Consider the following 13,059-nt stretch of genomic DNA (forward strand, 5'->3'; position numbering starts at 1 on the left):
GGCCGTCCCACCGCCCCGCCCGCCCCACCCGGGCCGGGCGGGTCAGGACGCCGGACGGCCGCGCGCCGGACGCGGCCAGTCCGCGGGGGACGCCTCGACGTCGTTGCCGCGCACCCAGACCGTGGAGACCCCGAGCAGCCGGCGCATCACCGCGAAGCCGCCCTCCCAGCCGCCGGGCAGCCGCAGCCGGCCGGAGCGGATGGTCCCGGCGCTGAACCGGGTGTCCCCGCTCTCCAGCATGCCGGTCCAGCCGGGCAGGCCCACGTCCGGGACGTTGCCGGTCAGTTCGGCCTGGACCGGGATCTCCAGTCCGTCGGCCAGCAGCAGGGCGGGGCCCCGGTACACGGGTGAGGTCATGCCTAGAGCGTGCGGGAGGCCCCCGGAACCGCGCAAATCCCGCAATCCGGACGGAGCGGTCCCGGCGGAGCCTCGCGGCGGACGGAACACCCCCGCCGCCCGACCCAGCCGGCACGACGGCTCATCCGCCGCCCCCGTCGTCGTCCTCCTCCCCCAGCAGCCGCTCGACCAGCCCGTCGAGGTCGACGTGCTCCTGTTCGCAGCCGACCGGGACGACGCACTCGGTGCGCCGCAGGAAGTCGCGCAGGGCCCGGACGGGCAGGCGGAGCAGGGCGTCGGCCTCCTCGCCGTGCAGGGTGAGCAGGAGGTGTCCGCGGTCGGGGCCGTGGCCGGGCGCGACGGACATGTCGCCGAGGCCGGCGGGGCGGGTCAGGCCGGCCAGCAGGACGTCGCGGGAGAGCGACCAGGTGACGGGGTCGGGCAGGTCGACGTGGCTGTCCAGGTGGACGGCGTAGGGCTCGTCGGCGCCGTAGCGCAGCCGGGCGACGACCGGGACGCGCAGTTCGGGCGCGACGACCACCTCCAGGACGAGGTGCCGGACGACCCGGACGGCGCTGTCGCGCTGCGGCGGGACCTGCGCGTCCCCGTGCGCCTCCTCGGAGTTCACCGGGCTCCACCGCCCCGGGTCCGGAACCTCCGAGAACCGCAGGGTCGCCGAGAAGCACGGAGCCGCCGGGGACTGCGGAGAAACGATTCTTCACTTGCTGAGCAGCGACCCGCTGCGCGCCGCAGCGCCTCTCGAACGTGCACGCCAGGACAACGACGCCGGGCGCGTTCGGTGACACCCCGGCCGTTCCGCCCCCGAACGGGCCCGCTACGCCCGGGCGAGCCGGCGGGCCAGCTCCTCCAGGTAGGCGTCCCCGTACGCGTCGGCCAGGTCGTCCAGGTCGATCATCGGGGGGATGTCGATGACGGGCTGGCGCTCGATCAGGAACGCCACCGTCTCGTGCACGATCCGCCGTTCGTCGCCGTCGGCGAGGCCCGGCCGCTCCAGCACCGCGTCGGTGACCCGGACCCGCGTGGCGGCCCCGACCGGGCCGTCCTCGACCCGGACCAGGTACTCGCGGTCACCCAGGGGTTCCACCCGGATGTCAACTGCCATGGCGCGGGCCGTCCTTCCGTCAGTGCTCAGCCGGTGCTCAGCCGTGCGGCGGTGCCGACGCCGCGTCACCTGCCGGTTCTGCCGACGGGGCACCAACCGTTCCCCACCTTACGGCCTGCCCGCCGACGGCCCGCGCATGCCCGCACCCCGGTGGCGCCCGGTATCGCCGGACGTCCGCCGGACGCCCCGCCGGGCGTTTGACGAAGTCTTTACCCGACGCCCGGCGCGGCCGGGCCCGCCCCTAGGATGGGGGGACGAACTGTCCGAGTCGGGCGCGGGCGGCCGTGCCGGAGGGAGTCTCCCCATGGAGTTGGCGGGCGTCGACCCGGAACACGGCGGGGGCGACGAGAGCGGGCGTCCGCGCCGTCGCGGGAAGGGCGAGCTGGCGACCGAGGTGCTGTCGGTGCTGCACCGGGCGCCGGGGCCGGTGACGGCGTCCTGGGTGCAGGAGCAGCTGGGCGGCGAGCTGGCGTACACCACGGTGATGACCATCCTGTCGCGGCTGCTGGCCAAGCAGGCGGTGGTGCGCAGCCGGGCGGGCCGGGCGTACGTGTGGTCGGCGGTGGCGGACGCGGCGGGGCTGACGGCCCGCCGGATGCGCCGGCTGCTGGACACCGAGCCGGACCGGGACGCGGTGCTGGCCTCGTTCGTGACGGCGCTGACGCCCGAGGACGAGCAGCTGCTGCGGTCGCTGCTGAACGCGGCGGAGCCCTCCCCGGGTGCCGGGGGCCGGGACGACGGGCGCTGAGCGATGGGCTCCTTCGTCTTCCTCCCGCTGGTGCTGCCGCTGACCTCGCTGCCGATCGCCCGGCTGGCCGAGCACCACCTGCACCCGCGCCACGCGGTGCGGCTGCTGTCCTGGATCGGCGTGACGATGGCGGTGTGCAGCACCCTGGCGCTGGGCCTGCTGTTCGTGGTGGGCACCGCGCAGATCCCGGGCAACCCGCTGCCGGACAGCTGGTCGGACCCGGAGATCCGCACGGCGGTGCCGTTCCACGAGGCGGTGGGCACGGCGGCGGTGGCGGGCCTGGTGACGGTGCTGACGGCGTGCTCCCGCTCGCTCCGCCGCCACCTGCGCATCCGGGCCCGGGCGCAGCGGGTGCTGGCCCCGATGCCGCCGGACTCCGACCTGGTGGTGCTGCCGGACGACGAGCCGTACGCGTACGCGGTGCCGGGCGGGCCGGGCCGGGTGGTGGTGTCGACGGCGATGATGGACAGCCTGGACGCGGACGAGCAGCGGGCGCTGCTGGCGCACGAGCGCTCGCACCTGGCGAACCGGCACCACCACTACCTGCTGGCGGCGCAGTTGGCGAGCTGCGTGAACCCGTTCCTGCGCCCGTTGCAGAAGGCGGTCGGGTACGCGACGGAGCGCTGGGCGGACGAGGAGGCCGCGGGTTCGGTGGGCGACCGGCGGCTGACCGCCCGGGCGGTGGCCCGGGCCGCCCTGGTCACCCGGGGCGCGGGGCTGGCCCCGTCCTTCGCGGCCTTCGCGGCACCGGGTCCCGTGCCGCGCCGGGTCACCGCGCTGCTGAGCCCCGCGCTGGGCGAGTCCTGGCCGGCGCCGGCCTCCCCGGCGGGTCTGGCCGCGATGGTGGCCGCCGCGGGCACCGCGGTCTCGGCGGTCTCGGCCCTGAACGCGGCCGTGGCGCTGGTCCTGCTGGTCAAGGCCGCCACCCCCTGGTGACGACGCGTCCCTGACGCACCGCCGACGCCCCTCGGACCTGCCGGTCCGGGGGGCGTTCCCGTCGTGCTCCGCGGCGGGTTCAGTCGACGCAGGGGACGCCGCCGGCCTTCACCGGCGGGCCCTGCATCTGGAGGGCGGGGGCGGCGGCGGGGTCGGTGCTGTCGCCGGTCGCACCGGTTCCGGCTGTTCCGGCTGTTCCGGCGGGGTCGGCGGGGTCGGGGGCGGTGCGGTCGGCGTGGTCGGCGCCGAGGACGACCTGGACCCGGCCGGGGGCGAGGGCGGTGGAGGCGGTGGCGGTGGTGCCGTAGCGGGCGGCGATCCGCTGCCCGGCGTCCTGCGCGCCGGTGCCGTACCTGACGGTGGTGGTGCGCGGGTGGCTGTCGGCGGTGCCGACCTTCCCCGCCCGGTAGCCGAGGGCGGCGAGCGCCTTGGACTCGTTGGCCGCGGCCCGGGCCACCGAGGACCCGTTGAGCACGTCGACGGTGGTCCCGGCGGCGGACGCCCCGGTCCGCGCCAGACTCGGGCTCGGGCTCGGGCTCGGACTCGGGCCCGGGCTCGGCGCGGTGGCGGCGCCGGTGGCCGGGGTGAGCGCCGGGTCGGCGTCGAGCGGCTGTCCGAACAGCTGCTTGACGATCCGCCGGAGCTTCACCGGGTCGACCTGGTTGACCTCCTGGCCGCCGACGGTGGCGAACTTGTCGATCGGCAGGGTGTTGAACTCGACGTTGCCGCCGGTCAGGTTGGGCGCCTGCTGGACGAAGTCGAGCAGCTGCCACTGGTCGTCGATCACCACGTCCTTCTTGACCACGTTCAGCAGGTCCTGCATCTTGCCGAGGTCGCCGATCACGCCCTGCTGCTTGAGCTTGTACTCGACGGAGGCGATGAACGCCTGCTGCCGGTGGGTGCGGTCGAGGTCGCCGTTGGTGAGGTTGTGCCGCTGCCGGACGAAGGACAGCGCGTCGGCGGCGTTCACCTGGCTGACCCCGGCCGGGAGTTTCAGCCCGGTGCCGCCGCCGGGCTTGACCACGTTGCCCTTGCTGTCGGTGACCCGGGAGACGATCGGGTCGTCGACGGCCTTGTTCAGGCAGACCGGGATCGGTTCGAGCGCCTTGGCGATGTCGTAGAAGCCGATCAGGTTGACCTCGGCGAAGTGGTCGATCGGGATGTCGAGCAGCTTCTGCACGGTCTGGATGGTGGCGGAGCGCCCGGCCTCCCGGCTCTGCTGCTCCAGGTCGGCGCCCTTGAGGCCCTTGGCGCGCAGCTTCTGCTCGGCGGCGTCCTTGGCGTAGCCGTAGGCCTCCTTGACCTTGTGCATCCTGCCCTCGGTCCCGTCGGCGTTGTACGTCTGCACCCAGTCGTCGCGCGGGACGGACACCGCCTGGGCCTTCCCGCTGGGCGGGATGTGCAGCACGATCAGCGAGTTGGTGTTGTAGCCGCCGATCTCGCTGGAGCCGGCGTGCAGTTCGTCCTGGACGAACTCCTTGGGCAGGTCGGTGCCGTCCATGTTCTTCCGGCTGTCGAGGCCGATCAGCAGGATGTTGACGGAGGCGTCGAGGTGCTGGGGGCGTTCTTCCTGGCCTGGTCGAGGGCGTGCGAGCGGCTGACGCCGTTGAGCTGGTCGGTGGTGTACCAGGCGAAGCCGCTGACGCCCAGGACGGCCAGCGAGAGGGCGCAGGCGGCGGTCCGGCCGGCGATCAGCCCGGGGGCGGGGCGGCGGCCGAGCCGGCGGGGGCCGCGTCGTTCAGCCACGGCGGGGCCTCCGGGCGCGGAGCGTGCGCACGCCGACGGCCAGCAGGGCGGCGGCGAGCGCGGCCAGCATCCACGGGAACTGGCCGCTGACCAGTTTCAGGCTCTCGGTGCCCAGCCCGGCGCCCCGGTACCTGTCGCCGCGCGCCAGGTAGTCGACCCCGCCGGCGACGGCCAGCGTCACCACGGGGGCGCCGCTGACCACCCACCACCAGCCGGCCCGGCTGCTGACCAGCGCGGCCAGGGCGGCGCCCAGGACGGCGCAGGCCGCGTACGCCGGGCCCAGGCCGGGGGCGAGCAGTTCGTCGGCGAGCGCGCCGAGCACCGGCAGGCCGAGGGCGGGCAGGACGGCGGGCATCCGGTTCGCCCCGGGGGCGGCGGCGGCCCCGGTGCGGGCGCCCTCCCGGCGGGCCTGGCGGCGCGGGGCGCTCCCGTCCGGCGCGGGCGCGGGTGCGGGTGCGCCGGTTGCCGGACCGCCGCGCTCCGGGCCGCCGCGCTCCGGGCCGGCCGGTCCGGGGGTGCGCCGCCGCTCCCGGTGCGGGGTGCGCTGGGGCGGGACGGGGTGGTCGGCCGTCTCCCGCCGGCCGGTCCGTCCGCGCGGCCCGCCCGGTTCGCCCGGCTGGCCCTGTGCGCCCGGCTCGTCCCGCCACAGCGGTGCGTCTCCGCGCGTGCCCGTCGGCCTTCGCCCCGTCATCGACACCTCTCGTCCTCCGCCGCGCCGCGCCTGCGGCGTCCGACCGTTCCGGGCTGACAGACGCGTGGCGCGGCCCCCCGGTTCCTCTACACGGCTGTAGAGGTTCGAGCGAAGCATACAAATCCGCTCCGGGTACGTAAGCTCGCCACAGGTCGCCACCCGGCACCGGGCGACATCCGACAGAACGCGACAACCCGGCGACAGGACACGGCCACCGGGCGTCCTCGGTCCCGGCGGCCGGGTCCGCGGGGGCGACAGCGGCGGCGGAGAGCGGCGGAAAACGACAGAAGGAGTCCTCCGGTGGCGGAACGCGGCGCGAAGTGGCCGTGGGTGGCGGTGGCCCTGGCCGTGCTGGGGATCTGGCTGTACGAGCGCGGCGGCGACCACACCCCGCCGCCCGACGCCGCCGCGTCCGCCCGCGCCACCGCCCCGGCCTCCTCCGGCGCCCCGCCCGCCCCGTCCGGGTCGCCCGCGCCGTCCGGGTCCGCCTCCCCCACCGCGCGGGGCCCGGAGGACTACGCGCCGCCGCGGTTCGCGCCCGAGGTCGCGAAGTACGCGGCCGAGGCCGGGGTGAACCCGCAGCTGGTGATGGCGGTCCTGTTCAACGAGGCGTACAAGCCGCACGGGCCGGAGGTCGAGCGGGCCTGGCAGAAGATGAAGCCGGACGCCTCCTTCGGGATCGCCAACATGCACCGGGCGGCCTACGACGAGACCCGCCGCAACCGCCCGTTCGCCGACCGCCCGTGGGAGGACCTGCCGGACGACCCGGCGCTGGCCGTCCGCGCCGCCGCCTGGCACCTGCACGACCTGGGCGCCCAGCTGCCCGCCCACTGGTCCGGCTCCTACACCCGCGACGAGCTGATGGCCCTCGGCTACAACACCGGCGCCGGGAACATGCTCGCCTTCGCCCGCGGCGTCAACCCGGGCGCCGAGGCCCGCTCCTACCTGGACCGCCTGCACGACAACTGGTCCAAGTCCGCCGACGCCCTCGCCGCGCACTGACGGCCGGTCGGAACCGGGCGGCGACACCCGGTAGTCTGACGCTCCGTCAACCACCGCTCACCGGAGGGTCACTGTGTCAGAGGACCTGCTCATCGCCAAGATCAGCCACGGGTTCGACCACCTCGACGCCGACGGGGACGGGCGACTCACCGAGCGCGACCACGTCCTGATGGGCCAGTCGGTGGCCCGGTCGCTGGGGCACCCGGCCGGGTCGCCCGAGGAGCAGCGGATCGTCGGGGCGTACGTGGCGATCTGGCGGGAGCTGCACCTGCCGCACCTGCCGGCGGGCGCGGTGGCGATGGGGCGGGCCGACTTCCTGGCCTCCACCGCCTCGCTGGCCGACGACCCGGAGGCCGCCGAGGCCGTCCTCGGGGCGCTCGGCCGGGCCTTCCTCGCGGTGGCGGACGCGGACGGCAACGGCGTGGTCGACGCGGACGAGTTCTTCGCCTTCCAGCACGGCCACTTCCCGCAGCTGCGGCGCAGCGACGCCGACACCGCCTTCGCGCACCTGGACCGCGACGGCGACGGCGCGCTGTCCGCCGAGGAGTTCGTGACCGCGATCATCGAGTACTGGACCAGCCGCGACCCGGACGCCCCGGGCAACTGGTGGACCGGCAGCCCGCAGGGCGACCCGGATCTCACCACGCTCTGACACCCGCTGCGCGGAGCCACCCGCCCGCGGTCCCGCCTGCGGCGACGCGCTTCCCGGCGCCCCGCCGGACGGGGCTGCGGGGCGCGGCGGCGTCCGGCGGGCACACTGGCGGCATGACCGCTTCCCGCGCCCAGGGCACGCCGCCCGGCCCGCCACCGGACCACGACGAGCCGCACCACGGCGCGCTGGGCGGGCGGTTGAACTGGCTGCGCGCCGCGGTGCTCGGCGCCAACGACGGCGTGGTGTCGACGGCGGGCCTGGTGGTGGGCGTCGCGGGGGCGAACTCCTCGTCCCACCAGCTGCTGACGGCCGGTCTGGCCGGGTTGCTGGCGGGCTCGTTGTCGATGGCGGCGGGCGAGTACGTGTCGGTGAGCACCCAGCGGGACGCCGAGCAGGCGGCCCTGGCGATGGAGCGCCGGGAGCTGCGCCTGACCCCGGAGGCGGAGCTGGCCGAGCTGGCGGGCCTGTACGAGGCGAAGGGCCTCGATCCGGAGCTGGCCCGGCAGGTGGCCGCGCAGCTGACCGCGCGCGACGCGCTGGCCGCCCACGCGGAGACCGAACTGGGCATCGATCCGGACGAGTTGACCAACCCGTGGCACGCCGCGTGGGCGTCCTTCGCGGCGTTCACGGTGGGGGCGCTGCTGCCGCTGCTGGCGATCGTGCTGCCGCCGCAGTCCGTCCGGGTGTGGGTCACGGTGGTGGCGGTGCTGGCGGCGCTGGTGGTGACGGGCTGGTCGAGCGCCCGGCTCGGCGGGGCGGACCCGCGCCGGGCGGTGCTGCGCAACGTGCTGGGCGGCGGCCTCGCGATGGGCGTGACGTACGTGGTGGGGGTGCTGATGGGCGCGGCGGGGGACTGAGTCGGGGGCACGGGCCTGCGCACGCGCGGGGGCCCGCGCCGGGGAGTTCTCCCGGCGCGGGCCCCGGTGGCGTCCGCCAGTGGTGGCGTCCGCCGGTGGCGGTGTCCGTCGGCGGTGTCCGCCGGTGGCGGTGTCCGTCAGCTCAGTAGCGCAGGTCGGCGGCGATCCGTCCGGCGTCGGAGAGGGTGCCGTCGGGGACGAAGCTGACGGTGGCGCCGGTGTCGAGGACGCGTTCGATGACCTCGTCGACGATGTCCTCGCGGGAGCCGGGCTCGCCGTCCTCGGCCGGGACCAGGTGGTCGCCGTCGTCGCGGGCGGTGGTGCGGAAGTTCTCCTCGACCACCAGCAGGGCGATCCGGCCCTCGGCGGCGGTCTGCCAGACCTCGTCGAGCCCGGCGGCGAACGCCTGCCGGCCGCGGGCCTTGTCGAGGCGGGCCAGGGCCTCGGTGATCTCCTGGTCGGCGTGCGCGCGCAGGGCGGGCTCGACCACCTGGCGGACGGTCTCGGCGTTGCCCTGGGCGAGGCCGCCGTGCGGGATCTGCGAGGTGGTGGCCTTGGCGATCGGGCCGACGGCGTCCAGCAGGGCGAGCGCGGGGGCGTCGCCGACCACGTACAGCGGGCGGGGGTCGGCGGCGAGCACCTTGCCGATCGCGGTGTCGGCCTGGCGGAGGAAGGTCTTGGTCTCCTCGTCCTGGAAGGTGCTGGGGGTGTCGCCGATCCGCTCCTGGCGCTCGGGGTCGGGGTTGTCGTAGACCCGGACCAGCGGGAAGCCGTGGGAGGTCTCCTCGGTGACGCGCTCCTTGTCGCCGCCCCACAGGACCACCCGGTCGGCGGCGACCGCGAGCACCCAGTAGGGGCGTTCGGCGATCTGCGAGGCGACCAGGTTCCGGGTGAGGAAGGTGTCGGAGAGGACCACCCGGGCGGGGGCGGTACGGCCGAGTGACCAGACCTGGTGCTCGCCGGGCGCGACGAGGATCGCCAGGCCGTCCTCGGCGTGCACCAGGTCGACCTCGGCGAGCGCCTTGTCGAGCTGCTCCAGGACGTCGATCCGGTCGGCGCGCGAGACGTCGGGGTCGGCCTGGACCTTCTCCTTGGCCTCGGCCAGCAGGTTGCGCAGCCGGACCGGGTCCTGCCCGTTGTCCGGCTCGCGGCGGTGCGTGGGCATCAGGATGGACACCGCCGGATAGGAGCGGGGCCGGCGCAGCTCGGCGAGGACGGCGGGGCTGAGGGCGGGGTGCATGGAGACCCTTTCCGAAGGCGGCTCGGCCTTCTGTGCGTGGACGCGCGAAGCCTGATTCTGCTCCCGAATGTCCCAAATGTACTCATTTGCCCACGCAAGCGGCGACCCGCCGGACCGCCCGCCGCCCCGTTCAGCCCCTGCCCCGCGCCGGCGGGATCGGTGGACGGCTCGGCGTACGGCCAGGTGGGCGGCGAGCGCGACGGCCGCGCCGAGGGCGTAGCCGAGCAGGTCGGAGGCGTCGAAGGTGGTGCCGAGGACGAGCCGGGCGAGGCGGCTGCGGCGTCCGAGGTCGGCGGGCAGGCCGGTGAGCTGGAAGAGTTCCACCGCCCAGCTCGCGGCGAGCGCGGCGGCACCGGCGCTCCACGGGCCGAGGCGGGGCGCGGCGGCCATCAGCAGGGTGTACAGCAGCACGGTGTACAGCGCCCCGCCGAGCAGCGCGGCAGCCCGGGCCGGTGCCAGGCCGGGCGCGACCAGGCCGGACGCCAGCACCGCGACCGCCCCGCCGACCACCCGGCCCGGGCCCGCCACTCCCCCGGTTCCCCGGTCCCCACTCCCACTGCCCCTCCCGGCCCTGTTCCCGTCCCGGCCCGGCCCTCTCGTGCGGGTCGGCGGCGCGGGTCCGCCCAGCCCATCACACGGGGCGGGTGCGGGCGGCGGCGGGGCCGGTCCTACGGTGGGGGCATGCGGACCATCGAGTTGACCTGCGATCCGGCGTTCGACCGGGCGGTGCGGACGGTGTGGCGGCAGTTGGCCGACGGCGGGGTGGACTCGCTCGCGGACAACCCGCACCCGACGCACCGCCCGCACCTGACCCTGGCGGCGTGCGGCGCGATCGCGCCGGATCGGCTCGTGGAGATCGGTGAACTCCTGGACGGCGCGCTGCCGCTGGAGGTGCGCCTGTCGGGCCTGCTGTCGTTCAGCGCGCGCAGCCGCCGCCGGGTACTGGCCTGGGGCGTGGTCCCGGGCCCGGCGCTGATCGACCTGCACCGCGAGGTGTGGCGACTGCTGGCGGACGCCCCCGACCCCAACCCGCTCTACCTGCCCGGCCGTTGGATGCCGCACCTGGGCCTGACCCGCCGGGTGGAGCCGGACGGCCTGGCGCTGGCGCACCGCCTGCTGGGCCGCCACCCGGACCTGACCGGGGTCTTCGACGCGGCCCGCACCTTCGACGCCGAGAGCCAGCTGACCGCCCCGCTGCCCGACTGAGCTGACGATCCGTCAACTACCTTTTCAAGTACACCTGTTCTTGTCTAGCGCGCCGGGGCCGCCGTCAGCGAGGTGAAGAACTCCCGGACATCGCGGGCGAACAGCTCGGGCACCTCCATCGCCGCGAAGTGGCCGCCGCGGTCGAACTCCGACCAGTGCCGGACGTCGTAGCGCCGTTCGACCAGCGGGCGCACGGCCAGGGTGATGTCGTGCGCGAAGACCGCGACGCCGAGCGGCACCGGGCAGGGCGTACCGCCGCGCGGGGTCTCCCGGGTGAGGCGGGCGGAGGAGGCGGCGGTGGCGGTCAGCCAGTAGAGCGAGACGCCGGTGAGCAGGCGTTCGTCGTCCACCGGGGTGGCCGGGTCGGTCCACTGGGCGAACCGTTCGGCGATCCAGGCGAGTTGGCCGACCGGGGAGTCGGTGAGCGCGTAGCCGAGGGTCTGCGGGGTGGTGGCCTGGAGGGCCTGGTACGGGGGCCGGTTGGCCTGGAGGTGGCGGACCCGGTCGAGCCGGGCCTCGTCGGTGGCGGACAGCGGGCCGGCCTCGGGGTCGGGCGGCAGCGGTTGGTAGGTGACGTGCACGCCGACCACCCGGTCGGGGCGTGCGCGCCGAGGGCGGTGGAGATGCCCGCGCCGAAGTCGCCGCCCTGGGCGCCGTAGCGCCGGTAGCCGAGGCGCTCCATGAGGGTGGCCCAGGCGCGGGCGACCCGGGGGACGTCCCAGCCGCGTTCGGTGGTGGGCCCGGAGAAGCCGAAGCCGGGGATGGACGGGACCACCAGGTGGAAGTCGCGGCGCAGCGGTTCGAGGACGTCCAGGAACTCCAGGAAGGAGCCGGGCCAGCCGTGGGTGAGGATCAGCGGGAGGGCGTCCGGGCGGTCGGCGCGCAGGTGCAGGAAGTGGATCCGCTGGCCGTCGATCTCGGTGGTGTACTGCGGCAGTTCGTTGATCCGGGCCTCGTGGGCGCGCCAGTCGTAGCGGGTGCGCCAGTGTTCGGCGAGCTGCTGGAGGCGGGCCAGCGGGAAGCCGTAGTCCCAGCCCGCGCCGTCGATCTCGTTGGGCCAGCGGGTGCGGGCGAGGCGGTCGGCGAGGTCGTCGAGGTCGGCCTGCGGGACGTGGATGCGGAAGGGTTCGATCACCGGGTTCCCCCTGGGGTGCGGCGGGTCGGGGTGCGGCGGGCGGCGCATTCGTTAGCGCAATAAACGTTCGTCGCACTAACGAAGGTAGACTGTTAGTGGCACTAACGCAACAGTGGAGGACCCGCCCATGAGCCCCGCCCCCGAGGAAGCCACCCCCGAACGGCTGCGCGCCATCCCCAGCCGTCTGCTGGCCGGGGCCGCCGCGGCCGCCGACCGACTGGTGGCCGAGCGGCTGGCCGCCGAGGGCGCCCGCAAGTGGCACTTCGCGGCCCTGGTCGCGCTCGCCGAGACCGGCCCCGTCAGCCAGGCCGAGCTCAGCCGCCGCACCGGCATCTACCGCAGCGACCTGGTCGCCGTGCTGAACGAACTCGCCGACGCCGGCTTCCTGGTCCGCGACCCCGACCCGGTCGACCGCCGCCGCAACGTCATCACGCTCACCCCCGCCGGCCGGGCCCGGCTGCACCGGCTGGACGCCCTGGTCGAGGCCGCCCAGCAGGACCTGCTCGCCCCGCTCACCCCCGCCAGCGCGCGGAACTCACCGCCCTGCTGGCCCGGTTGACCGCCTACCACCGCCGCCGCGCACGAGGCCGACCACGGCTGAGCCGCCGACCCTGGGCCGAGGGTCGGGGCCGCCGGAGGCGCGGGAAGCACGGGGAGCACCGGAGCGCGCCGGGGGCGTGCGTCAGCTCCGGCGCGCGCTTCGGGCCGGGACGGCGAGGCGGACCGGCCGTTCGACGGGGGCGGCGAGCAGGTCGTCCAGCTGGCCGGTGACGGTGGCGCGCAGTTCGTCGTCGTCGGTGAACTCGTGGTCCTGGAAGAGCGAGTGGCCGGTCCACATCAGGTTGGCGCAGATCCGGGCCGGGACCTGGCCGGTCTGTGCGCCGAGGCCGACCAGGGCGACCGAGGCGATGCTGCCGGGGTGGCGGCGTTCTGCCGGTGGACGGCCTGGAAGGCGGCGGCGCAGGCCAGCGCGACGTTCAAGGTCCGGCTGACGTCCTGGCCGGAGGTGCGCATGGTGGGGGTGGAGATCAGGAAGCGGGGCACGGCCGCGCCGGAGGGCACGCACACCGCGCTGCCGACCCTCAGCTCACCTCCGTGGCCGTCCCGGACGGCGCGCTGGACGCGCAGCTGGATGCCCGCGCCGAGGTGCCGCTTGATCACGGCATCCAGCCCGCCGTCCATCCGGCCGCGGGAGTTGGTGGGGGTCACCCAGGCGTCGACGTCCACGTCCAGGATCGAGCCGGTGCGGACCTCGACGCCGGGGGTGTCGGCGAACGCGGCGCGCCAGGCGGCCACCACGTCGGGGTTGAGGTCGGTCAGCACCACGCGCAGCGGCTCGGGGGCGTGCTTGACGGTCATGCGGGCGAACTCCGTTCGGCCGGGGTCT

16 protein-coding genes and 2 pseudogenes are annotated in these 13,059 nt (G+C 75.6%); 7 read left to right on the forward strand and 11 right to left on the reverse strand.

All coding sequences use genetic code 11. The annotated features are described in order from the left end of the window. Nucleotides 1-42: 42 nt before the first annotated feature. The 3 genes from QMQ26_RS00205 to QMQ26_RS00215 form a co-directional block, all read right to left on the reverse strand. Nucleotides 43-357, reverse strand: coding sequence for a hypothetical protein (locus tag QMQ26_RS00205; RefSeq protein WP_159072918.1), 315 nt, complete (start codon nucleotides 355-357; stop codon nucleotides 43-45). 121 nt (nucleotides 358-478) lie between these two features. Then, on the reverse strand, nucleotides 479-964 hold the full coding sequence (locus QMQ26_RS00210) for an SsgA family sporulation/cell division regulator (RefSeq protein WP_282204302.1): 486 nt from the start codon (nucleotides 962-964) through the stop codon (nucleotides 479-481). A 207-nt stretch (nucleotides 965-1,171) separates the two neighbouring features. Further along, a complete protein-coding gene (locus QMQ26_RS00215; protein ID WP_159072919.1) occupies nucleotides 1,172-1,459 on the reverse strand; it encodes a hypothetical protein in 288 nt (95 codons plus the stop codon). Nucleotides 1,460-1,763: 304 nt separating this feature from the next. Between QMQ26_RS00215 and QMQ26_RS00220 the strand changes: the two genes are divergently transcribed. Both QMQ26_RS00220 and QMQ26_RS00225 read left to right on the forward strand, forming a co-directional pair. Next, a complete protein-coding gene (locus QMQ26_RS00220; protein WP_282204303.1) occupies nucleotides 1,764-2,207 on the forward strand; it encodes a BlaI/MecI/CopY family transcriptional regulator in 444 nt (147 codons plus the stop codon). A 3-nt stretch (nucleotides 2,208-2,210) separates the two neighbouring features. Continuing rightward, nucleotides 2,211-3,143, forward strand: a complete 933-nt coding sequence (locus QMQ26_RS00225) for a M56 family metallopeptidase (protein ID WP_282204304.1) — start codon at nucleotides 2,211-2,213, stop codon at nucleotides 3,141-3,143. Nucleotides 3,144-3,222: 79 nt separating this feature from the next. Here QMQ26_RS00225 and QMQ26_RS00230 read toward each other — a convergent pair whose 3' ends face one another. Genes QMQ26_RS00230 through QMQ26_RS00240 form a run of 3 tightly spaced genes read right to left on the reverse strand, consistent with a single transcriptional unit; the run spans nucleotide 3,223 to nucleotide 5,580 of the window. Further along, nucleotides 3,223-4,644, reverse strand: a complete 1,422-nt coding sequence (locus QMQ26_RS00230) for an LCP family protein (protein ID WP_282204305.1) — start codon at nucleotides 4,642-4,644, stop codon at nucleotides 3,223-3,225. A gap of 23 nt (nucleotides 4,645-4,667) precedes the next feature. Then, nucleotides 4,668-4,889 carry a hypothetical protein gene (locus QMQ26_RS00235; protein ID WP_282204306.1) on the reverse strand — a complete coding sequence of 74 codons (222 nt, stop codon included), beginning with the start codon at nucleotides 4,887-4,889 and terminating at the stop codon, nucleotides 4,668-4,670. Beyond that, nucleotides 4,882-5,580 carry a DUF6542 domain-containing protein gene (locus QMQ26_RS00240; RefSeq protein WP_282204307.1) on the reverse strand — a complete coding sequence of 233 codons (699 nt, stop codon included), beginning with the start codon at nucleotides 5,578-5,580 and terminating at the stop codon, nucleotides 4,882-4,884. Before QMQ26_RS00240 ends, QMQ26_RS00235 begins: the two co-directional genes overlap by 8 nt. A gap of 300 nt (nucleotides 5,581-5,880) precedes the next feature. On the opposite strand from QMQ26_RS00240, the gene QMQ26_RS00245 reads away from it, so the two are divergent. The 3 genes from QMQ26_RS00245 (at nucleotide 5,881) to QMQ26_RS00255 (ending at nucleotide 8,091) form a co-directional block, all read left to right on the forward strand. Continuing rightward, the gene (locus QMQ26_RS00245) at nucleotides 5,881-6,582 is read left to right on the forward strand and encodes a lysozyme family protein (protein ID WP_282204308.1); all 702 of its coding nucleotides are present in this window, start codon (nucleotides 5,881-5,883) and stop codon (nucleotides 6,580-6,582) included. Between the two features lie 73 nt (nucleotides 6,583-6,655). Beyond that, nucleotides 6,656-7,234: an EF-hand domain-containing protein gene (locus tag QMQ26_RS00250; RefSeq protein ID WP_100834456.1), complete on the forward strand. Its 579-nt coding sequence runs from the start codon at nucleotides 6,656-6,658 to the stop codon at nucleotides 7,232-7,234. Nucleotides 7,235-7,347: 113 nt separating this feature from the next. Continuing rightward, nucleotides 7,348-8,091: a VIT1/CCC1 transporter family protein gene (locus tag QMQ26_RS00255; RefSeq protein WP_282204309.1), complete on the forward strand. Its 744-nt coding sequence runs from the start codon at nucleotides 7,348-7,350 to the stop codon at nucleotides 8,089-8,091. Between the two features lie 142 nt (nucleotides 8,092-8,233). On the opposite strand, the gene QMQ26_RS00260 is transcribed toward QMQ26_RS00255, so the two are convergent. Next, nucleotides 8,234-9,331 (reverse strand): baeRF3 domain-containing protein, encoded by a 1,098-nt coding sequence (locus QMQ26_RS00260; protein ID WP_282206694.1) that lies wholly within the window; start codon nucleotides 9,329-9,331, stop codon nucleotides 8,234-8,236. A 264-nt stretch (nucleotides 9,332-9,595) separates the two neighbouring features. Then, a pseudogene (locus QMQ26_RS37690) lies at nucleotides 9,596-9,721 on the reverse strand (DUF2809 domain-containing protein); the annotation flags it as partial. 291 nt (nucleotides 9,722-10,012) lie between these two features. On the opposite strand from QMQ26_RS37690, the gene QMQ26_RS00270 reads away from it, so the two are divergent. Then, a complete protein-coding gene (locus QMQ26_RS00270) occupies nucleotides 10,013-10,537 on the forward strand; it encodes a 2'-5' RNA ligase family protein (protein ID WP_282204310.1) in 525 nt (174 codons plus the stop codon). 44 nt (nucleotides 10,538-10,581) lie between these two features. Here QMQ26_RS00270 and QMQ26_RS00275 read toward each other — a convergent pair. Next, nucleotides 10,582-11,720, reverse strand: a pseudogene (locus QMQ26_RS00275) (epoxide hydrolase family protein). A gap of 79 nt (nucleotides 11,721-11,799) precedes the next feature. On the opposite strand from QMQ26_RS00275, the gene QMQ26_RS00280 reads away from it, so the two are divergent. After that, nucleotides 11,800-12,231 carry a MarR family winged helix-turn-helix transcriptional regulator gene (locus tag QMQ26_RS00280; RefSeq protein ID WP_318552155.1) on the forward strand — a complete coding sequence of 144 codons (432 nt, stop codon included), beginning with the start codon at nucleotides 11,800-11,802 and terminating at the stop codon, nucleotides 12,229-12,231. Nucleotides 12,232-12,354: 123 nt separating this feature from the next. Here QMQ26_RS00280 and QMQ26_RS00285 read toward each other — a convergent pair whose 3' ends face one another. After that, nucleotides 12,355-12,510: a hypothetical protein gene (locus QMQ26_RS00285; protein ID WP_282206717.1), complete on the reverse strand. Its 156-nt coding sequence runs from the start codon at nucleotides 12,508-12,510 to the stop codon at nucleotides 12,355-12,357. After that, nucleotides 12,510-13,031: a macro domain-containing protein gene (locus tag QMQ26_RS00290; RefSeq protein WP_282204311.1), complete on the reverse strand. Its 522-nt coding sequence runs from the start codon at nucleotides 13,029-13,031 to the stop codon at nucleotides 12,510-12,512. Before QMQ26_RS00290 ends, QMQ26_RS00285 begins: the two co-directional genes overlap by 1 nt. Between the last annotated feature and the right edge of the window lie 28 nt (nucleotides 13,032-13,059).

Source organism: Kitasatospora fiedleri (assembly GCF_948472415.1).
Lineage (GTDB): Bacteria > Actinomycetota > Actinomycetes > Streptomycetales > Streptomycetaceae > Kitasatospora > Kitasatospora fiedleri.

Bases quoted from the DNA above. Each gene is read 5' to 3' on its own strand.
- QMQ26_RS00260 (WP_282206694.1), bottom strand. From the start codon at position 9,331: ATGCACCCCGCCCTCAGCCCCGCCGTCCTCGCCGAGCTGCGCCGGCCC.
- QMQ26_RS00270 (WP_282204310.1), top strand. From the start codon at position 10,013: ATGCGGACCATCGAGTTGACCTGCGATCCGGCGTTCGACCGGGCGGTG.
- QMQ26_RS00215 (WP_159072919.1), bottom strand. From the start codon at position 1,459: ATGGCAGTTGACATCCGGGTGGAACCCCTGGGTGACCGCGAGTACCTG.
- QMQ26_RS00285 (WP_282206717.1), bottom strand. From the start codon at position 12,510: ATGTGGACCGGCCACTCGCTCTTCCAGGACCACGAGTTCACCGACGAC.
- QMQ26_RS00290 (WP_282204311.1), bottom strand. From the start codon at position 13,031: ATGACCGTCAAGCACGCCCCCGAGCCGCTGCGCGTGGTGCTGACCGAC.
- QMQ26_RS00230 (WP_282204305.1), bottom strand. From the start codon at position 4,644: ATGGACGGCACCGACCTGCCCAAGGAGTTCGTCCAGGACGAACTGCAC.
- QMQ26_RS00220 (WP_282204303.1), top strand. From the start codon at position 1,764: ATGGAGTTGGCGGGCGTCGACCCGGAACACGGCGGGGGCGACGAGAGC.
- QMQ26_RS00240 (WP_282204307.1), bottom strand. From the start codon at position 5,580: ATGACGGGGCGAAGGCCGACGGGCACGCGCGGAGACGCACCGCTGTGG.
- QMQ26_RS00225 (WP_282204304.1), top strand. From the start codon at position 2,211: ATGGGCTCCTTCGTCTTCCTCCCGCTGGTGCTGCCGCTGACCTCGCTG.
- QMQ26_RS00205 (WP_159072918.1), bottom strand. From the start codon at position 357: ATGACCTCACCCGTGTACCGGGGCCCCGCCCTGCTGCTGGCCGACGGA.
- QMQ26_RS00255 (WP_282204309.1), top strand. From the start codon at position 7,348: ATGACCGCTTCCCGCGCCCAGGGCACGCCGCCCGGCCCGCCACCGGAC.
- QMQ26_RS00280 (WP_318552155.1), top strand. From the start codon at position 11,800: ATGAGCCCCGCCCCCGAGGAAGCCACCCCCGAACGGCTGCGCGCCATC.